This is a genomic window from Sphingomonas paucimobilis NBRC 13935 (assembly GCF_000739895.2).
Lineage (GTDB): Bacteria > Pseudomonadota > Alphaproteobacteria > Sphingomonadales > Sphingomonadaceae > Sphingomonas > Sphingomonas paucimobilis.
Genome location: NZ_BBJS01000070.1, coordinates 1 through 16,025, shown reverse-complemented (window position 1 = coordinate 16,025; position 16,025 = coordinate 1). Strand labels below are relative to the sequence as shown.

Sequence of the window (16,025 nt, the reverse complement as noted above, 5' to 3'; positions counted from 1 at the left end):
TATCGAGCGCCTGCCGTCTTGAGCCATCTGTTCCTCCATCGATCAGAACCAGACACGAACGCCGGCGACGATGCTCTTGGACGTTGCGCGATCCCCATCGGCGCGCGCGTAGCGGGCGGTGTCGCCGAAGCGGCGATCCCATGACACGCCGACATAGGGGGCGAACTCGCGCCGGATCTCATAACGCAGCCGCAATCCAAGCTCGGCGTTGGATAGGCCCGATCCGATCCGGTTTTCCGGCACGTCCTGCGCAGCGAAATTGAGCTCGGCGCGCGGTTGCAGGATCAGCCGCTGGGTGATGCGCTGGTCGTAATAGCCCTCAAGCCGCCCTAGCAGGTCGCCCTTGTTGGACAGGAATACCGCGCCCTCTAGCTCGAAGAAGCCCGGTGCCAGCCCCTCCAGCCCGACGGTCGCATAGGTGCGTTTCGGGGACGGCCCCAAATCCTGGCGGACACCCGCTTGTAGATTGAAATAAGGGCCAATGGTCCGGCTATAGAGCGCCTGCACCTCGGCGCTCTCGATGCCCTCGCGGAAGGCTCCCTCGCCCTCAGACTTGATGAAGAGGCGGTTGATGTCACCCCCGAACCACGCCTCGCCATCCCAGCGATAGCCGTCACGACCGTTGCGGAATTGATACTCAGCGAGGTTCAATAGCACCTGGCTGAAGTTTTGACCGCCGTGATGCTGCTGAAGGTGATGGCGACCCATCGCCATCGCGTCCGCGCCGTAAACGCTGTCGGCCGCATGGTCGGTCGGCAGGGGCGGGGCGGGGGCGTTTCCTGCGGGAAGCGCGGTGCCAGTCTGCTGCACCCCATCGGCCGCCATGCCTGGCATTCCGGCCATTCCCGACATGCCCTGCATGTCGTGGCCGCTGTGCTGGTCGGCTGGCATGGTCATCCCCGGCATCGCCGAATGGTCCATGCCCTGCATCGGCTGCTGGGAGCCCTGAGGGACCGTTTGGCCGTTTCCGGGCATCTGCATCCCCGGCATGGCTTCCATGCCCTGCTGTGAGCCCTGCGGAGCCGCATGGTCCATGCCGGGCATAGACGAGTGATCCATGCCCGGCATGGTCCCGTGATCCATACCATTCATGCCGGCCGTTGGCGCGGCGCGGCGTTTCGTCGTCGAAGCTGATGGTCGCCTCGCAGGAGCTGACCTAGTCTTGGCCGGCTTGCCTTTGGCCGTGGGCTTCACCACCGGCTTCTTTTTCGCAGGCATCGGCATGGTCATGCCCGGCATTGCCGAATGATCCATGCCCTGCATCGACTGAGCGGCGACAGGACCGGCGATGCCGAGCATGGTGGTGGCGGCGAGCGCCGCGGTCAGCCGGTTCATGCCGCCTCTCCCGCGAACGGGCGAACGGTGACGACGCGCATCATGCCTGCGGTCATGTGGTAGAGATTGTGACAGTGGAACGCCCAATCGCCGGGTGCATCGGCGGTCAGATCAAAGGTCATCTTGCCTCCAGGCGGCACGTTGACGGTGTGCTTGCGCGGCGCATGATTGCCGTGCCCCGTCACCAGCTCGAAGAAATGGCCGTGGAGATGGATGGGGTGCGGCATCATCGTATCGTTGACCAACGTCACCCGCGCCCGCTCGCCTTTGCGGAACGGGATGGGGTCGGCGGGATCGCTCAGCTTCTGCCCGTCGAAGCCCCACATGTAGCGCTCCATGTTACCGGTCAGATGGATCTCGAACTGACGCGACGGCGCGCGCACGTCGGGGTTGGGCGCGAGCGAAACGAGGTCGCGATAGGTGAGGACGCGGTGATCCAGGCCCCCCAGACCCTGGGGCGGTTCACCGCTACGGTCCTTCGGCATCGGGGAGATGGTCTGCACGCCCGGCCCCATCTTCACGCCCGGCGCATTCTTCGGGTCGCGCATGTTCATGTTCATGCCGCCACCCGACCCGTGGTCCATCCCGGCCATGCCGCCAGCCTGGCCCGATCCGCCCGACATGGCACTATGGTCCATGCCGGCCATGCCAGCACCGCCCGCTGCCATTTGGCTATGGTCCATCCCGGGCATTACAGCGCCGCCCATCTGGCTGTGGTCCATGCCCGACATGCCGGACATGCCCGCCATCGCTGCGCCTGCCGCGACCGTCCCGTGATCGGTCGGCCCCTTCCAGCCCGTCAGCTTCCAAAGATTGCGCGAGGCGTTCTGCATCAAGGTGGGGTCCGGCCCGCGCGTGGCGACCGGGCTCTCGTCCTTCATGCCGGACATGCCCTGCATCCCGCCCATGCTCCCCATGTCCATGCCCATATCGGTCATGGTCAGCAGCGTGCGCGGACGAAGCGGCGGGACCGGGGCGACCATCCCCTCACGCGGGGCGAGCGTCGCCCGGCCCATGCCGGAGCGATCGATAGCCTCGGAGACGAAGCTGTAGGCCCGGTCCTCGGGCGTCACGATCACGTCGAACGTCTCGGCAACGCCGATCTGGAACTCGTCGATCTTCACCGGACGGACATTCTGCCCATCGGCCTGCACGACGGTCATCGGCAGGTCGGGGATGCGGACGTTGAAGTTGGTCTGCGCCGCGGCGTTGATGATCCGCAAGCGGACCCGCTCGCCCGGCTTGAACAGCCCCGTCCAGTTGTCATACGGCCCGTAGCCGTTGACCAGGAAGGTATAGGTCGAGCCGGTGACGTCGGCGATGTCGGCGGGGTCCATTCGCATCTTTCCCCACTCGATCCGGTCCTTGAGCGGCATTTCCCGACCCGCGAGCAAGCCCGCGAGGGTCGGCCGCTGATAGTTGAAATAGGCGCCGCCCATCTGCTTCAGCTTCCGGAAAATCTGCTCGCCGGTCATCTGGCTGTGGTCGGACAGCACGATCACATGCTCGCGGTCGAACGCGATCGGATCGGCACCGGCCGGGTCGATCACGATCGGCCCGTAAAGTCCGCCCTGCTCCTGCTCGCCGGAATGGCTGTGATACCAGTAGGTGCCCGACTGGATGATCGGGAACTCGTAGATGAAGGTCGAGCGCGCCTTGATGCCGGGGAAGCTGATGCCGGGCACGCCGTCCATCGCGAACGGCACGAGCAGCCCATGCCAGTGGATCGAACTGTCCTCGTCGAGATTGTTGGTGACGGAGAGGCGGACCTTTTGCCCCTCCTTCAAGCGAATGAGAGGGGCCGGCACCGTGCCGTTGACGCCGATTGCGGGCGTCGACTTGCCGTCGACGGGAAGTCTGAAACTGTCGATCGTCAGCGCGATGTCAGTGCCCGAGACGGTCGGCAGCGGTTTGACGATCCCGCCCGAGACAGGCTGCGCCCACGCGGGCATATAGGCGGTCAGCGCCATGCCACCGCCAGCAAGGGCGGCGCCGCGAAGCATCTGGCGGCGATCGATAGTGCGGCTCATACGGTCCTCAAGGCTCTCGAACGGGAGTGTCCCTCTAGCCTTGATACGCAGCTCAGGGCGCTATCCCTCAGCGCCCGCCCAATCGCTCCAGCAACTTCGATCGCGCGCGATAGAGGCGGGTTTCTACCGCCTTTTCGCTGATCGACAACACTGCCGCGGTTTCAGCCTGGCTCAACCCCTCGATCGTGCGCAGCACCAAGGATTCCTTCAATGCGGTCGGCAAGCCCGCAATGGCGCGCGTCACGCGGTCGAGTTCCTGTCGGTCGCCCGTCGCGTCGTCGATCGCCACCTGGTCGTCTGCAATGGCTTCGGCTTCCGCGCCGATCGGTGCGGCGAACGCCAGAAAGCGCCGCACGGTGCGCTTGCGCCCCCAATCGCGGCACTTGTTGATCGCGATCGTCGATAGCCACGCGCGCATCGATCGATCGCCGTCGTAGCGGGGCAGGGCCTGATGCGCCGCGACGAAGGTCTCCTGCAGAAGGTCCAGCGCCTCGTCGGCCTCGCCGACGCACGCGCGCACCATGCGGAAGATTGACTGCCGATGGCGGCGCATGATCTCGGCGAAGGCGGCTTCGCGCCCGGCGATGCTGAGGGTCGCCAGCTCGCCGTCCGTAAGCGTGGTCCAGTCGAGGCTCACGCGCCGAACCTCAACGTGCGTCGTCGGTGAGCGCCTTCACCACGGCCTGATCGAACTGGCCGGTCTGATTGGGCCGCAAGAGCTGGCGCATGGCGAAGATGTGCGCCAGCGTCGCTTTCTGGAGCTCGCCCATGACGGCGTGGCTCTGGTCGACCGCTGCGGCGACGCGCGGCCCGTTGCCATGCTCGGCCTCGATCGCTTCAGCGAGCCGGGCATTGTTCGCCCGCAATTCCAGCTCGAATGCGCGCCGCTGCACGGCGAAACGCTGCTCCAGCACTTCAAGTCGCGCTTCCTGGTTGGCGTCCAGCGCCAGCTTATGATGCAGCACGTCGTGCAGCTCCGAGCCGGGCTGGGCACGTGGCGGAAGTAGCGCCCGCCCCACGAACACACCGATGATCGCGGCGATGAAGCACGCGACAATGCCAAGCAGAAGGCGGATGCGGCCGCTCATTGCACGCCGACGAGCAGCGTGGAGGGCGCGAGCGGCGACACCGGCCCCAAGGGCGATAGCGAAGCCGCGCTGGCTTCCTTCGCGGGCACACCGGCACCGAAGATGCCCATGACGAGCGCCGCAGCGATCGTCATTGCCCCAACGCCTAAGCCGGCGCGCGCCGCTGGACGTGCGGCGACCCGCGCCAGCACGCGATCTTCCATGCCATCAAGGCTCGCGGGCACGGGTGCTTGCGCCAGCCTCATCAATACTGCGTCGAGGTCCATGTCGTTCACTCCACCCCTCTAGCATGGATTACGCAAGCGACGCGCCCATCCCTCAAATCCATCCGTGAGGGGTGGTCGATCGGGGCGCGTAATGAAGGACAGGAACCCTCCTGTCGAAAGGCCCCCTATGCGCCGCCTATCCGTTCTGACTGCTGCTGCCGCTCTCGTCATGTTCGCCGGAACGGCGAACGCCCATCCTAAGCTGGTGTCGGCATCGCCGGCCGCCAATGCGACGGTCGCGAAGCCCGCTCGTATCGAACTTCATTTCAGCGAGAAGCTGATGCCAGCCTTCTCCAAGGCCGATCTCACGATGGCAGCGATGCCCGGCATGGCAGCCATGAAGATGGCCAGCGCCTCCGCGCTCTCGTCCGATGGCCGGACCCTCGTCATCACCCCGAAATCGCCGCTCCCATCGGGTCGGTATAGCGTCGCGTGGAATGTCGTCTCGACCGACACCCACAAGGTCGCAGGAACCTACGTCTTCGCGGTGAAGTGAGGCGATGGGGGACTGGTCGCTTATCGGCGTCCGCTTCGCGCTCTACGTGACGCTGGCTGCGCTGTTCGGCCTTGCCGCATTCAGCCTTTATGGGCTGCGGGCGTGCGAGCGCGGCGACGCGCTCGCGCTGCGTCCCTGGTTCATCGCCAGCGCTGGCCTGAGCCTGTTGTTTTCAGGCGCCTGGGTCGTGCTGATGGCCTCCTCAATGGCCGGAACGCCGGCCTGGCCGATCGACCGTGAAGCAGTCGGCGCGCTGCTCACCGGCTCTGCGATCGGAGCAGCATGGAAGCTGCGCATGGTCATGGTGGCCCTCGCGGCGCTGGCAGCGCTGGTCGCGGGCGGGCGCGGCATCTGGCTGAGCATCGTCGCGCTCTGCTCGGCCGTGGCACTCGCAACGCTGGCGTGGACCGGACACGGCGCGATGGACGAAGCCGTGATGGGCTGGGTCCACCTCATCGTCGACATTCTCCATCTGATCGCCTCGGGCGCTTGGGTTGGCGCACTACTGGGGCTGCTCCTGCTCGTCTCCCGACCCGCGGCGCGCGTAGACGCGGCGCATCTGGGGCTGACGCACCGCGCGCTGCACGGGTTCGGCGCGATCGGGACGGTTGTGGTCGGCACGATCCTCGTCACCGGCCTGGTCAACGGCTGGATGCTGGTCGGGATCGGCAACCTCGCCACGCTTCCTGCGACGCTCTATGGTCAGCTCCTGATCGCAAAGCTGGCGCTGTTCGTCGCCATGCTAGGGCTCGCCTCGCTCAACCGCTTCCGGCTCACGCCGGCATTCGAGCGGTCGATCGCAGCGGACGATCACAAGGGCGCCCTCGGCGCGCTGCGGACAAGTCTGGCGATCGAAACCGCCTGTGTCATCGCGGTTCTCGGGCTGATCGCCTGGCTCGGGACGCTCGCGCCGCCTGCATCGGCGATGTGATGCGCGGCCGGGGAGCCCTCGCGGTCCCCGGCCGTTCACGGGGCCGCGCCTGATGGATCAGTCGATCCTGCTCGACGAGACGGGGAGGATGCTGGCCGTGGCCGGCCTGATCTGCGTGGTGCTGCTCGTGCCGATGATGATCGTCGGGCTGATAATCAGCATCATCCAGGCGGCGACGTCGATTAGCGAACAGACGCTGAGCTTCGTGCCTAAGCTGATCGCGCTAGGCGTATGTTTGGTGATTTTCGGGAGCGCAGCGACCGAGCTCCTGACCAAGTTCACGGCCGAGCTGTTCGCTGTGATCGCGAGCATGGGCCGTTGATATGCAGATAGCTGCGCGGGCGGGCGACCGCCCGCGCAAGCCCCGCTATGCCGCCATCCGATCGCAGGAATCGGCGCACTTCCGGCACGCTGCCACGCAATCCTCCATGCCGCCCAGGGCCTCGCAGCTCGCTGCGCAAGCCCGGCAGATCTCGGCACACTCGCGGCAGATATGCTGATGGTGGGCGGACTTGCGCGCCATGAAGTCGATCGCAACCGCGCAAATTTGCGCGCAGTCGGCCATGATCTTCATATGCTCGGGCGCGGCGTGCTGGCCGCCCATTTCGAGGCAATGGTTCATCGCCATGTGAAGACAGGTCACATGGCATTCGTGGCAGGCGTCCATGCACGCCTTCATGCCGGGGTCGATCTGGTGCATCGCATTATCTCCGTATGAGCCCCCGCCTGTTCCTAGATACGCGCGCCGCGCGATCACCCCTTGCCGCGATCTCCGTCGTTCGCGGCAAGTTACATGGCCCACCGACCGAACAGCGTCGCAACGATGATGCCCGCGCCAAGCATGATGAGCGTCAACACTGTCATCGCGGCGATCTGAGGTCCGGTCACGCGCGCGCCGGCCGCCATGCCGCTCATCCCTGCCATTGCGTCGTGTCCCATGTCCGGCATCGGCGTGGCCGATTGCCGGTCCGCGCCGACTTCGTGTCCGCCATGCCCCAGCGCGCGCACCGTGCCCATGCCGTGCTTCAAGCGCACGCCAACCAGCCAAAGGTTGATCGGATAGGCGACTGCGAACCCGACGAGTGTCGCCAGCGACATGACGCCCCAAAAGCGGAGCGAGCTGGCGTGCATCGCGGCCATGTCGCGGCTCATCAACACCACCATCGTCGGGATCATGCCGGCCATGACGGCATTCATCGACAGCCATTCGGGGATGAACGACATGCGAAGCGCGCCCCAATAGGAACCGCCCGCCATGTCGCGCATGAAAAGCGCCTGGAAAATCAGCAGTCCGAACGCGAAGCCGAACACATATTCCGCGATCACGTCCTGCCACATCGGCAGGCCGAGCGCCGTGGTGATCGCGGCTGCGGCGATGACGCCGGTTGCATCGCCCGCCATGCAATGGATGGCCGAGCCGAACGCCTGCTTCCAGAGCGGTCGAACGAAATCCTCGTGCCGCTCGTTCGCCGGCTCCTGGCAGGACAGGACATAGGCCGCGGCCATGATCGGGCCACCATAGAGCGTGACCAACAGCCACCCCCATTTCATCACGCGCAGCTCGGGGTTGCGGGTGAAGGCATCCCACGCGACGTAAGCGACCGAAAGGGCGGTCAGCACGAACCACCCGATCAGCACGGCGTCGAGCCAGGGGGCCGGGGATGGCATCGTCACGGCAGCACTCCTCTACATGCTAGAGGATACGCGGCTCTCCGGATCATCCCTTGCGCGGAGCGGGCTAGGCGAGCTTGCTGGAAACGGCCTTGATCGCTTTCAGTCCCGATCCGAACCGCGCGATGGCCTCCCGGTTCTTCTCCAGCTCGCCATAGGGCAGGTAGGATATGTCGAGGTCGGCTACGCGGCTGAACGCGGGCCGCTGCAACTGCGCGCGAACGTCCGTCTCGCGCGCGTCGGGCGCGACAAGGAACAGCCCCGCGGTCGCGTGAAGGTCGCCACCGCTCAAGGCCAGGTCGAGCATCCTGACGATGCCCGAATAGATCGAGGTCGAATGCTCCACCTCGAACGCCGCGGCGACATGATCGCCGGCCTTCTCAAGCCACAGCACGTCGATCAGCCGGATCGAGTCAGCGCCCTTCGACGTCGCGATCGTGTCGGGCAGGCGCTCAAGGCATCCTGCGCCCAAGGGTGATCCGTCGAAGGCGCGGCTGCGGTCGTTCGCGGCGATCCATACGTCATAGCCGAGCGCCAACCCTAGATCGCGAAGCCATGCCTGGATTTCGGTATGGGTGCGCTCGTTCTCGCCCTCGCGCTGAGCGGCCTTGCTGAGCGTGCGCGCTTCCTCGCGCGCCGCCTCAGGCCGCTGCCCCCAGCTCGCCAGCGTCGCGCCGCTCACGTCGAGGGGCGGAGCCGGATAGCGATCGGAGCCGATGTCGAACAACAGACCGCCGATCGCGCCTAAATCATTCGATAGCAGCTCGCGGAAGCGGTCGTTGAGATCGAGGATGCCGGTCCGCATCGCCAGAAAATGCTCCCAGCTCCCGAGCTTCACATTCGCCCCCGTCAGCGCGTTGTAGCCCTTAACGATTGCGGTGTTGAAGGGCGGCACCAGCGTCGGGTGAAGGAAGTAGAGGAGGTTGGCGACCGCCGGACCCAGCCCCTTGATCTTCAAACGGTCGATCGCGTGGATATGGCTGATGATCTCCTCGGCCGTGTCGCAACAGGAACAGGCGTCGAGCAAGCGGCCGAACGCGCGCTGATTGTCGGGGCTCTCGTAAATGTCGGGGATGCGGAGCTTCGGCTTCCAGAGGAACGCATGGTCCGCGCCCTTGAAGATTTGCCGCTGCTCGGCGACGGAATGGACGACGGTTTCGAGCGACGATCCGCGGTAGGCGACGCCGAACGTGCCGCGCTCGATCTCGCCGACAACCTGGGTGATGCCGCGCCGGATTGATCGGAAGTTCTTCAACCGCTCGTCCCAAAGAAACCAGCTCCGATAGGTCGCGCCCTGATCGTCACGCCAGCGGGCAATTAAGCGGCGCACCAGGCCGTCATGGTCGGTGCCAGTAGAAAGACTGTCGATCTGCGCTGCCATATGTCCCCGATTGCCCCCGGCCCGCGTTTGGCGAGCTAGTAATAGACCTAAGCTGCGGCCCTTATGGCGTCGAGGGTGTAGAGCTGGCCCCCGCAATATGAGGGCAACGCCGCTCCCGCGCGTAGATTCAACATACACGCCAGCGGTGCCGACAGGGCCTTGACCCTAACACGGTGTCATACCCTACATGCTCTCGGGTCGAAGGAGTCTTGCCATGAACGACCCTCATTCCCATTCCCAAGCCGGGGGTTGCGGCTGTTCGAAGCCTGCGCCTGAATCGGTCTCCACGCCCTCATCCTGTTGCGGGGGCGGCTCGGCCGCTCCCGCAAAGATCGAGCACGAACATCATCACACCGAAGCGGGCGGCTGCTGCTCGGGCAGTAAGGACAACGATGCCGCAGCAGCAGTGATCGACGCGGTGTGCGGCATGACGGTCGATCCCGCAAAAACGACACACCATGCCGAGCACGCTGGTCATGCCTATCATTTCTGTAGCGCAGGGTGCCGGAGCAAGTTTGTCGCCAATCCTGACGCCTATCTGAGCGATAAGCCGAAACCGGAGCCGATGGCGACGCCGGGGGCGATGTGGACGTGCCCGATGCACCCGCAAATTCGCCAGGAAGGGCCGGGAACTTGCCCAATCTGCGGCATGGCGCTCGAACCCGAAGAACCGTCGCTCGACGATACTCCCAACCCTGAGCTGGTCGACTTCACGCGCCGACTGTGGGTGGCGGGCGCGCTCACGATCCCGCTGCTCGTCGTCTCGATGTTCGCGGAAATGTTAGGCCTGCATGTGGTTAGCCCTGCGGCCTCGCCTTGGGTCCAGCTCGCACTCACCGCGCCGATCGTGCTGTGGGCGGGCTGGCCGTTTTTCGAGCGGGGGTGGACATCGCTTCGTACCCGCCATCTCAATATGTTCACACTGATCGCGATCGGCGTAGGTGCCGCCTTCCTCTATAGCGTGGTCGCGACGCTCGCGCCGGGCATCTTCCCAGCGACCTTCCGCACGCATGGGAGCATGGTTCCCGTCTATTACGAGGCGGCCGGCGTCGTGGTGACACTGGTGCTGCTCGGGCAAGTGCTCGAACTGCGCGCTAGGGCGGCGACAGGGCGCGCGATCCGCGCTCTCATGGATCTCGCCCCCAAGACGGCGCGACGCTTGCAGCCTGACGGTTCTGAAGAAGAAGTCGGGCTTGCCGACGTGGCAACCGGTGACCGGCTGCGGGTCCGCCCCGGTGAAGCCATCCCGGTCGATGGCGTCGTGGTCGAGGGTCGTTCGTCGGTCGACGAAGCCATGCTCACCGGCGAACCCGCGCCGGTCCTCAAGGAAGTCGAGGCGATCGTTACCGGGGGCACCGTCAACGGGACGGGCAGCCTGGTGATGGAAGCCCGCGCGGTTGGTTCGGACACGATGCTCGCGCGTATCGTCCGCATGGTCGCGGAAGCGCAGCGAAGCCGCGCCCCGATACAGGCGGTCGCCGATCGGGTTTCAGGATGGTTCGTGCCGCTCGTCGTGCTGATCTCGATTGCGACCTTCATCACTTGGTCGCTGGTCGGCCCTGAGCCGCGCATGGGCCATGCCCTGCTTAACGCCATCGCAGTGCTGGTGATCGCCTGCCCGTGCGCGCTCGGGCTCGCCACGCCCATGTCGATCATGGTCGGCACGGGACGCGGCGCTCAGGCCGGCGTGCTGGTGAAGAACGCGGAAGCCTTACAGGGGCTGGAAAAGGTCGATACCCTTGTCATCGACAAGACGGGTACGCTCACGGAAGGCAAGCCCAAGCTGATCGCGGTCGAGACGGTCAGCGCGGTCGGAGAGAACGACATGCTCGCGCTTGCCGCGGCCGTCGAAGGCCAATCCGAACATCCGCTCGCGCACGCAATCGTCGTTGCCGCCAAAGAACGAGGATTGCAGCTCGGCACAGTCGCGGACTTTGCCTCGCAAACCGGGCTGGGTGTCAGCGCCACGGTGGGCGGCCGCTCGGTCGTGATTGGCAATGCGGTGCAAATGAGCCGGATCGGCGCTGATCTCAAGCCGGTCGACGCCGCGGCCGATCGTCACCGTGGCGAAGGCGCGGGCATCATCCTCGTCGCGATCGACGGGGCGCTCGCCGGTCTGCTCGCAGTCGCCGATCCGGTGCGCGCATCGGCGCGCGACGCTATTGCCGCGCTTCGCAAGGAGGGCCTGCGGGTCGTCATGCTCACCGGCGACAATCGTGGGACGGCCGATGCTGTCGCGCGCGCCGTGGGCGGTCTTGATGACGTGCGCGCCGATCTGCTGCCGGAAGACAAGGCGCGTATCATCGGCGAGCTGAAAGCGAGCGGCGCAAGGGTCGCAATGGCGGGCGATGGGATCAACGACGCCCCGGCGCTCGCCGCCGCGGATGTCGGCTTGGCGATGGGAACGGGAACAGACGTGGCGATCGAAAGCGCCGGCATGACGCTCACGCGCGGCGATCTCTCGGCGATCGTGCGCGCCCGCAAGCTCGCTCGCGCGACGATGCGAAATATCCGCCAAAACCTGTTCTTCTCGTTCTTGTTCAACGGAATCGGCGTGCCGGTTGCGGCCGGCGTGCTTTACCCGGTTGCCGGTATCCTGCTGTCGCCGATGCTGGCCGGTGCAGCGATGGCGCTCTCGTCCTTCACCGTGGTCCTGAACGCACTGCGGCTCAACGCGGTAAAGCTGTGAACATCGGAGCGGCGTCGGACGCCAGCGGCGTCTCCCAACGCATGATCCGCCACTATGAAAAGATTGGTTTGGTGCCCGCGCCGCCACGGCGCGGGAACTACCGGGACTACGCCGACGCTGACGTTCATCGGCTGCGATTTATCGCCAACGCGCGCGACCTGGGGTTCCCGATCGAGGAAATCCGCACGCTGCTGGGGCTGTGGTCGGATCGCGATCGGTCGAGCGCGGAAGTGAAGACGCTGGCGGAAGCCCGCGCTGCCGAACTGGGCCGCAAGGTCCGCGTCTTGGACGCCATGCGCCGCTCGCTTACCGGGCTCGCCCAAGCCTGTCATGGCGATGATCGGCCTGATTGTCCGATCATCGAACGCTTGGCTGAATAACTTGCGCGGCTAACTTTTACTCCACTTGAGCGTGATCGTGCGTCGCACCGTTTCACGCGTTTCGCGCTGCGGCTTTGCCGCACCCCTCGATCGCCGCGCGGTTGGCCGTCACGATCCTGTCGGCCCCGACGATGGCGCGGAACGCGGTGGGACTGGCGCTCTGGATCATACGCTGCCCGGCTTCCCAGCGGGGCAAGTCGAGCGTCCGCGCCGCCATGCGCTCGGGCCATTGCCAGCTCGCCGGTGCGATCTCGCGCGCGACCAGGCCCGGCACGATCGCCCATGCGAGGATGCCGGCCGCCACCCCACCCAGGGCAAACCATAGCTGCCGATTCTTCTGGTCGGCGCGTGTCCATGCGGACCCGGCGATGGCGCGAAGATCGGCCATGATGCGGGCCTTGTCCTCGCCCGCCTTGGCGAGCGCCGCCTGATCCTCGCGCCGGGCGGCGCTGCCCGCCGCGGCGATGCGCTGCGCCATCTGCTCCGGCGTCATCGCCAGCGCCGGGGCCGCTTTCAGGAATTGGCCGATGCGCGCGACGTTCTCGCCTGCCGTGTTCACGTTCTGCTGGAGCACGCCAAGCGTCTCGGTATGGTCGGGTATGTCGATCGCCGCGCTCGGCCGCCAAGCCCTCCACGGCGCAGCGCCAGCTCGCCGCGCATGGCCTCGAACGCCTCGGCCGCGCCTGCTCCGCCCTGATCGTCCTCGTTCGTCACCTGTCGTGAGCCTGCAACCCGTGATATTCCTCCGAGTTAATCAAAGGAGACCCAACAATCACCGGACCGGTCATGCCTAAGACACCACACACGAAAGGCCCGGACGAAACCCTTTCTCTCCTCGCCGATCCCTATCGGTTCATCTCCAGGCAGTGCCAGCGCCTAGGCGCAAACGCTTTTGAATCCCGTTTCCTGCTGAAAAAGACCAACTGCCTTAAGGGGGCCAAGGCCGCCGAAATCTTCTACGATACGACCCGCTTCGAGCGCGAAGGTGCCATGCCGGTCGCTATTCAGAAGACACTGCTGGGCCAAGGCGGCGTTCAGGGTCTGGACGGCGAGACCCATCGGCACCGCAAGCAGATGTTCATGGGCCTGATGACACCAGAGCGCGTGCGGGCGCTGGCGCAATTGTTCGAGGCCGAGTGGCGCAGGGCGGTGCCGGGCTGGACGCGCAAAGGAGAGATCGTCTTCTATGACGAGTTGCATGAGCCGCTGACGCGAGCGGTATGCGCTTGGGCGGGAGTTCCTCTTCCGGACGATGAAGCCGGCAACCGCGCGGGCGAGCTGCGGGCGCTGTTCGACGCCGCCGGCTCGGCGAGCCCAAGGCATCTTTGGTCACGGCTGGCCCGTCGTCGCGTCGACGCATGGGCGAAGCGGATCATTGAAGGCATTCGGGCCGGGAGCATCGGCTCGGGCTCGGGGACCGCGGCTTACGCGATAGCCTGGCATCGCGACCGGCACGACGATCTTCTTTCGCCGCACGTCGCAGCGGTCGAACTGGTAAATGTCCTTCGCCCGACCGTCGCGATCGCAGTGTACATCACCTTCGTCGCCCACGCGCTGCAAACCTGTTCAGGGATCAGGGCGGCCTTGGTTCAGCAGCCGGACTATGCCGAGCTCTTCGTCCAAGAGGTCCGCCGATTCTATCCCTTCTTTCCCGCTGTGGTGGCGCGCGCGAGCCAAGATTTCGAGTGGGAGGGGATGGCCTTTCCGGAAGGGCGTCAAGTGGTGCTAGACCTTTATGGGAGCAATCACGACGCAGCGACCTGGGCCGACCCCCAGGAGTTTCGCCCTGAGCGTTTCAGGGCTTGGGACGAAGACTCCTTCAACTTCATTCCGCAGGGCGGCGGCGATCACTATCTCGGCCATCGCTGTCCCGGCGAATGGATCGTCCTCGCGATCATGAAGGTGGCGGCACACCTCCTCGTCAACGCGATGCGCTATGACGTACCGGACCAAGACCTGAGCATCGATTTCGCCAGGCTGCCAGCGCTTCCGAAAAGCGGCTTCGTGATGCGCAACGTCCACATAGGTGGCTAGGGCCGCGTGCCGTGGTGATGGTGATCGGCTCCGTTATCGACCGTTTGCGCGAGTACGGGGTGCGATGCGACATCTACGCAGTCGAATGTTGGTTCAGCAAGTCGATCACGGCGCACCTCGCCGCCCCGTCGCCTTCGCAACGGTCGATGGTCGCAGCCAGCAGGCTTTCTAGTTGCGCCAGATCCTCCATCTTAGCGCGCACACGCTCTAGATGGTGAGCCGCGATCTCGCGGACCTCACTGCATGACGCCTGCGCAGAACCGCCAAGAGACAGGATCGCGCGCACCTCGGCCGGGGAGAAGCCGAGTTCGCGCGCGCGACGGACGAACCCAAGTGCGCGGACGTGACCGGTCCCATATACCCGCCGCCCGCCGCTTGTGCGGGGTGGCGTTGCGAGAACACCAACGCGCTCGAAGTACCGGATCGTCTCGATATTCACGCCAGTCCGGCGAGACAGCTCGCCGATCGTGATGCTTTCCTCAACGCGCATATATTGCTTGCTCCTGTAGTCACTACAGGATGCATAACGGGCTAACCCGCTAGAGGCGATAGATGAACCAAGAGACCATCCCGCGTGAACCCCTAGGCGCACCAACGTCACGACGTCGCGCCGACACGGGGCTATCCGCCCTCGGCGCGCTTGCGAGCTTAGCCGCTGTTCTAGCTGCGGCGTCATGCTGCGTCCTGCCCCTCGCACTCGCGGCGCTCGGCCTGGGGGCGGGCCTGTCCAGCAACTTCGCCGCGCTGATACCACTACGGTGGCCGCTAACGGCGACCTCCCTCATCGGCTTGGCTGCTGGGTGGTGGGCCTACGCGCAGCGGCGGAGGTCCTGTGCTGGGGACCGGTCCTGCACAATGCCGCTGCCCTCGCGCGCGACACCTATCCTGCTCGCGATTGGAACGGTTCTGACGCTTATCGCGTTCGCCTGGGACCTCCTAGAAGCGCCGCTGATGAACGCGCTTTCCTGATGCAGCTCACCTCAACCCTGACCTGTCCCAAATGCGGCGGGGTGGCCACCGAAAGGATGCCCACCAACGCCTGCCAATTCTTCTATGATTGCCGGCATTGCGCGGTGGTGCTGCGGCCCCTGGCTGGCGACTGCTGCGTGTTCTGCTCATTTGGCGATGTCCCATGCCCTCCGATCCAGGAAGCGAAAGCAAACGGGACTGTGGCGGGCTGCTGCGGGTGAGGCGATAGCTTCACGTTTCTTCGTGAACTGGGGTCCTGCTCGCCAAGGTCGCGCAAGCGAAATTGCCTACTTCGGTCTTATTCGACCGGTTCCTGACCTGCCTCAACTGCTCATTTTCGAGAGGGCATTTGAACAGGATAGCATTTCGGGCGCTTCAAAAACCCTTGCTCCTCCAGTTGCTAGAGCATGTAACCGCAATTTGCTCTCCTGCGGACGGGGGGCTGGAGGTGGCTTTTTGACGGCCCGTGTTGAAGCAATCGGTATGTCTCGACGCTCATTAGTGGCGCGGCTGGTGGCCTGTGGAACCGGCTTGGTGCTCGGTTCTCCAACGCTCGCGCGACAGACTTCCCGGTCTGCGGCCTCGTGGAACTTCGGCGCGGCTCACCTCGAATGGGAGCCGCTGGAAGTCGGCACGGGTGATACCCTCCTTGTTTCGGCACAAGTGCGCGGAGTGCCGGCGCGGGCGGTGCTCGACAGTGGCAGCGGCGCGTCGATCATGAGCACGGCGCTCGCGGCGAAGCTCGGCTTGAACAA

The 16,025-nt window shown here is 65.3% G+C and carries 19 protein-coding genes; 9 read left to right on the top strand and 10 right to left on the bottom strand.

Features of this window, described 5'->3' with window-relative positions:
• Nucleotides 1-42: 42 nt before the first annotated feature.
• The 5 genes from SP6_RS19710 to SP6_RS19690 form a co-directional block, all read right to left on the bottom strand.
• Nucleotides 43-1,335, bottom strand: a complete 1,293-nt coding sequence (locus SP6_RS19710; RefSeq protein WP_024310688.1) for a copper resistance protein B — start codon at nt 1,333-1,335, stop codon at nt 43-45.
• A complete protein-coding gene (locus tag SP6_RS19705) occupies nt 1,332-3,365 on the bottom strand; it encodes a copper resistance system multicopper oxidase (RefSeq protein WP_017980784.1) in 2,034 nt (677 codons plus the stop codon). Before SP6_RS19705 ends, SP6_RS19710 begins: the two co-directional genes overlap by 4 nt.
• Nucleotides 3,366-3,432: 67 nt before the next feature.
• Nucleotides 3,433-4,002, bottom strand: a complete 570-nt coding sequence (locus SP6_RS19700) for an RNA polymerase sigma factor (protein ID WP_017980785.1) — start codon at nt 4,000-4,002, stop codon at nt 3,433-3,435.
• A 10-nt stretch (nt 4,003-4,012) separates the two neighbouring features.
• On the bottom strand, nt 4,013-4,453 hold the full coding sequence (locus tag SP6_RS19695) for a periplasmic heavy metal sensor (protein ID WP_017980786.1): 441 nt from the start codon (nt 4,451-4,453) through the stop codon (nt 4,013-4,015).
• The gene (locus SP6_RS19690) at nt 4,450-4,719 is read right to left on the bottom strand and encodes a hypothetical protein (RefSeq protein ID WP_020486670.1); all 270 of its coding nucleotides are present in this window, start codon (nt 4,717-4,719) and stop codon (nt 4,450-4,452) included. The genes SP6_RS19695 and SP6_RS19690 overlap by 4 nt, the downstream gene beginning before the upstream one ends.
• A 127-nt stretch (nt 4,720-4,846) precedes the next feature.
• Here SP6_RS19690 and copC point away from each other — a divergent pair, with 127 nt between their 5' ends.
• Genes copC through SP6_RS19675 form a run of 3 tightly spaced genes read left to right on the top strand, consistent with a single transcriptional unit; the run spans nt 4,847 to nt 6,468 of the window.
• The gene (gene copC / locus SP6_RS19685; RefSeq protein WP_020486671.1) at nt 4,847-5,215 is read left to right on the top strand and encodes a copper homeostasis periplasmic binding protein CopC; all 369 of its coding nucleotides are present in this window, start codon (nt 4,847-4,849) and stop codon (nt 5,213-5,215) included.
• A gap of 4 nt (nt 5,216-5,219) precedes the next feature.
• Nucleotides 5,220-6,146 carry a copper homeostasis membrane protein CopD gene (copD, locus tag SP6_RS19680; protein ID WP_042469566.1) on the top strand — a complete coding sequence of 309 codons (927 nt, stop codon included), beginning with the start codon at nt 5,220-5,222 and terminating at the stop codon, nt 6,144-6,146.
• A 52-nt stretch (nt 6,147-6,198) separates the two neighbouring features.
• Nucleotides 6,199-6,468, top strand: coding sequence for a flagellar biosynthetic protein FliQ (locus SP6_RS19675; RefSeq protein WP_017980790.1), 270 nt, complete (start codon nt 6,199-6,201; stop codon nt 6,466-6,468).
• A 45-nt stretch (nt 6,469-6,513) separates the two neighbouring features.
• On the opposite strand, the gene SP6_RS19670 is transcribed toward SP6_RS19675, so the two are convergent.
• The 3 genes from SP6_RS19670 to SP6_RS19660 all read right to left on the bottom strand — a co-directional run bounded on the left by SP6_RS19670 (nt 6,514) and on the right by SP6_RS19660 (nt 9,198).
• Complete coding sequence (locus tag SP6_RS19670; RefSeq protein WP_017980791.1) at nt 6,514-6,846, bottom strand: four-helix bundle copper-binding protein; 333 nt, start codon at nt 6,844-6,846, stop codon at nt 6,514-6,516.
• An 89-nt stretch (nt 6,847-6,935) separates the two neighbouring features.
• Complete coding sequence (locus tag SP6_RS19665; protein ID WP_017980792.1) at nt 6,936-7,814, bottom strand: DUF4396 domain-containing protein; 879 nt, start codon at nt 7,812-7,814, stop codon at nt 6,936-6,938.
• Between the two features lie 70 nt (nt 7,815-7,884).
• Nucleotides 7,885-9,198, bottom strand: coding sequence for a type II restriction enzyme NmeDI-related protein (locus tag SP6_RS19660; RefSeq protein WP_042469565.1), 1,314 nt, complete (start codon nt 9,196-9,198; stop codon nt 7,885-7,887).
• Between the two features lie 331 nt (nt 9,199-9,529).
• On the opposite strand from SP6_RS19660, the gene SP6_RS19655 reads away from it, so the two are divergent.
• A complete protein-coding gene (locus SP6_RS19655) occupies nt 9,530-11,887 on the top strand; it encodes a heavy metal translocating P-type ATPase (RefSeq protein WP_371262954.1) in 2,358 nt (785 codons plus the stop codon).
• Nucleotides 11,884-12,267, top strand: coding sequence for a Cu(I)-responsive transcriptional regulator (cueR, locus tag SP6_RS19650; protein WP_017980795.1), 384 nt, complete (start codon nt 11,884-11,886; stop codon nt 12,265-12,267). The genes SP6_RS19655 and cueR overlap by 4 nt, the downstream gene beginning before the upstream one ends.
• Before the next feature lie 52 nt (nt 12,268-12,319).
• Here cueR and SP6_RS19645 read toward each other — a convergent pair whose 3' ends face one another.
• Entirely contained in the window at nt 12,320-12,841 is a 522-nt protein-coding gene (locus SP6_RS19645) for a DUF6118 family protein (protein WP_017980796.1), read from the bottom strand.
• A gap of 212 nt (nt 12,842-13,053) precedes the next feature.
• Here SP6_RS19645 and SP6_RS19640 point away from each other — a divergent pair, with 212 nt between their 5' ends.
• A complete protein-coding gene (locus SP6_RS19640; RefSeq protein ID WP_017980797.1) occupies nt 13,054-14,301 on the top strand; it encodes a cytochrome P450 in 1,248 nt (415 codons plus the stop codon).
• Between the two features lie 73 nt (nt 14,302-14,374).
• Here the strand turns inward: SP6_RS19640 and SP6_RS19635 are convergent, their stop codons facing one another.
• Complete coding sequence (locus tag SP6_RS19635; protein ID WP_017980798.1) at nt 14,375-14,791, bottom strand: MerR family transcriptional regulator; 417 nt, start codon at nt 14,789-14,791, stop codon at nt 14,375-14,377.
• 62 nt (nt 14,792-14,853) lie between these two features.
• Between SP6_RS19635 and SP6_RS19630 the strand changes: the two genes are divergently transcribed.
• The 3 genes from SP6_RS19630 to SP6_RS21150 form a co-directional block, all read left to right on the top strand.
• Nucleotides 14,854-15,270 (top strand): mercuric transporter MerT family protein, encoded by a 417-nt coding sequence (locus SP6_RS19630; RefSeq protein ID WP_017980799.1) that lies wholly within the window; start codon nt 14,854-14,856, stop codon nt 15,268-15,270.
• Nucleotides 15,270-15,491, top strand: a complete 222-nt coding sequence (locus SP6_RS21650) for a GDCCVxC domain-containing (seleno)protein (protein ID WP_081609171.1) — start codon at nt 15,270-15,272, stop codon at nt 15,489-15,491. The genes SP6_RS19630 and SP6_RS21650 overlap by 1 nt, the downstream gene beginning before the upstream one ends.
• 262 nt (nt 15,492-15,753) lie before the next feature.
• A partial coding sequence (locus tag SP6_RS21150) for an aspartyl protease family protein (protein ID WP_369397441.1) occupies nt 15,754-16,025 on the top strand: 272 nt, incomplete at its 3' end.

What these genes read in the sequence shown, in the direction of transcription:
- SP6_RS19710 (WP_024310688.1), bottom strand. Translation starts at nt 1,335, where the DNA reads ATGAACCGGCTGACCGCGGCGCTCGCCGCCACCACCATGCTCGGCATC.
- SP6_RS19705 (WP_017980784.1), bottom strand. Translation starts at nt 3,365, where the DNA reads ATGAGCCGCACTATCGATCGCCGCCAGATGCTTCGCGGCGCCGCCCTT.
- SP6_RS19695 (WP_017980786.1), bottom strand. Translation starts at nt 4,453, where the DNA reads ATGAGCGGCCGCATCCGCCTTCTGCTTGGCATTGTCGCGTGCTTCATC.
- SP6_RS19690 (WP_020486670.1), bottom strand. Translation starts at nt 4,719, where the DNA reads ATGGACCTCGACGCAGTATTGATGAGGCTGGCGCAAGCACCCGTGCCC.
- copC (WP_020486671.1), top strand. Translation starts at nt 4,847, where the DNA reads ATGCGCCGCCTATCCGTTCTGACTGCTGCTGCCGCTCTCGTCATGTTC.
- copD (WP_042469566.1), top strand. Translation starts at nt 5,220, where the DNA reads ATGGGGGACTGGTCGCTTATCGGCGTCCGCTTCGCGCTCTACGTGACG.
- SP6_RS19675 (WP_017980790.1), top strand. Translation starts at nt 6,199, where the DNA reads ATGGATCAGTCGATCCTGCTCGACGAGACGGGGAGGATGCTGGCCGTG.
- SP6_RS19670 (WP_017980791.1), bottom strand. Translation starts at nt 6,846, where the DNA reads ATGCACCAGATCGACCCCGGCATGAAGGCGTGCATGGACGCCTGCCAC.
- SP6_RS19665 (WP_017980792.1), bottom strand. Translation starts at nt 7,814, where the DNA reads ATGCCATCCCCGGCCCCCTGGCTCGACGCCGTGCTGATCGGGTGGTTC.
- SP6_RS19660 (WP_042469565.1), bottom strand. Translation starts at nt 9,198, where the DNA reads ATGGCAGCGCAGATCGACAGTCTTTCTACTGGCACCGACCATGACGGC.
- SP6_RS19640 (WP_017980797.1), top strand. Translation starts at nt 13,054, where the DNA reads ATGCCTAAGACACCACACACGAAAGGCCCGGACGAAACCCTTTCTCTC.
- SP6_RS19635 (WP_017980798.1), bottom strand. Translation starts at nt 14,791, where the DNA reads ATGCGCGTTGAGGAAAGCATCACGATCGGCGAGCTGTCTCGCCGGACT.
- SP6_RS19630 (WP_017980799.1), top strand. Translation starts at nt 14,854, where the DNA reads ATGAACCAAGAGACCATCCCGCGTGAACCCCTAGGCGCACCAACGTCA.
- SP6_RS21650 (WP_081609171.1), top strand. Translation starts at nt 15,270, where the DNA reads ATGCAGCTCACCTCAACCCTGACCTGTCCCAAATGCGGCGGGGTGGCC.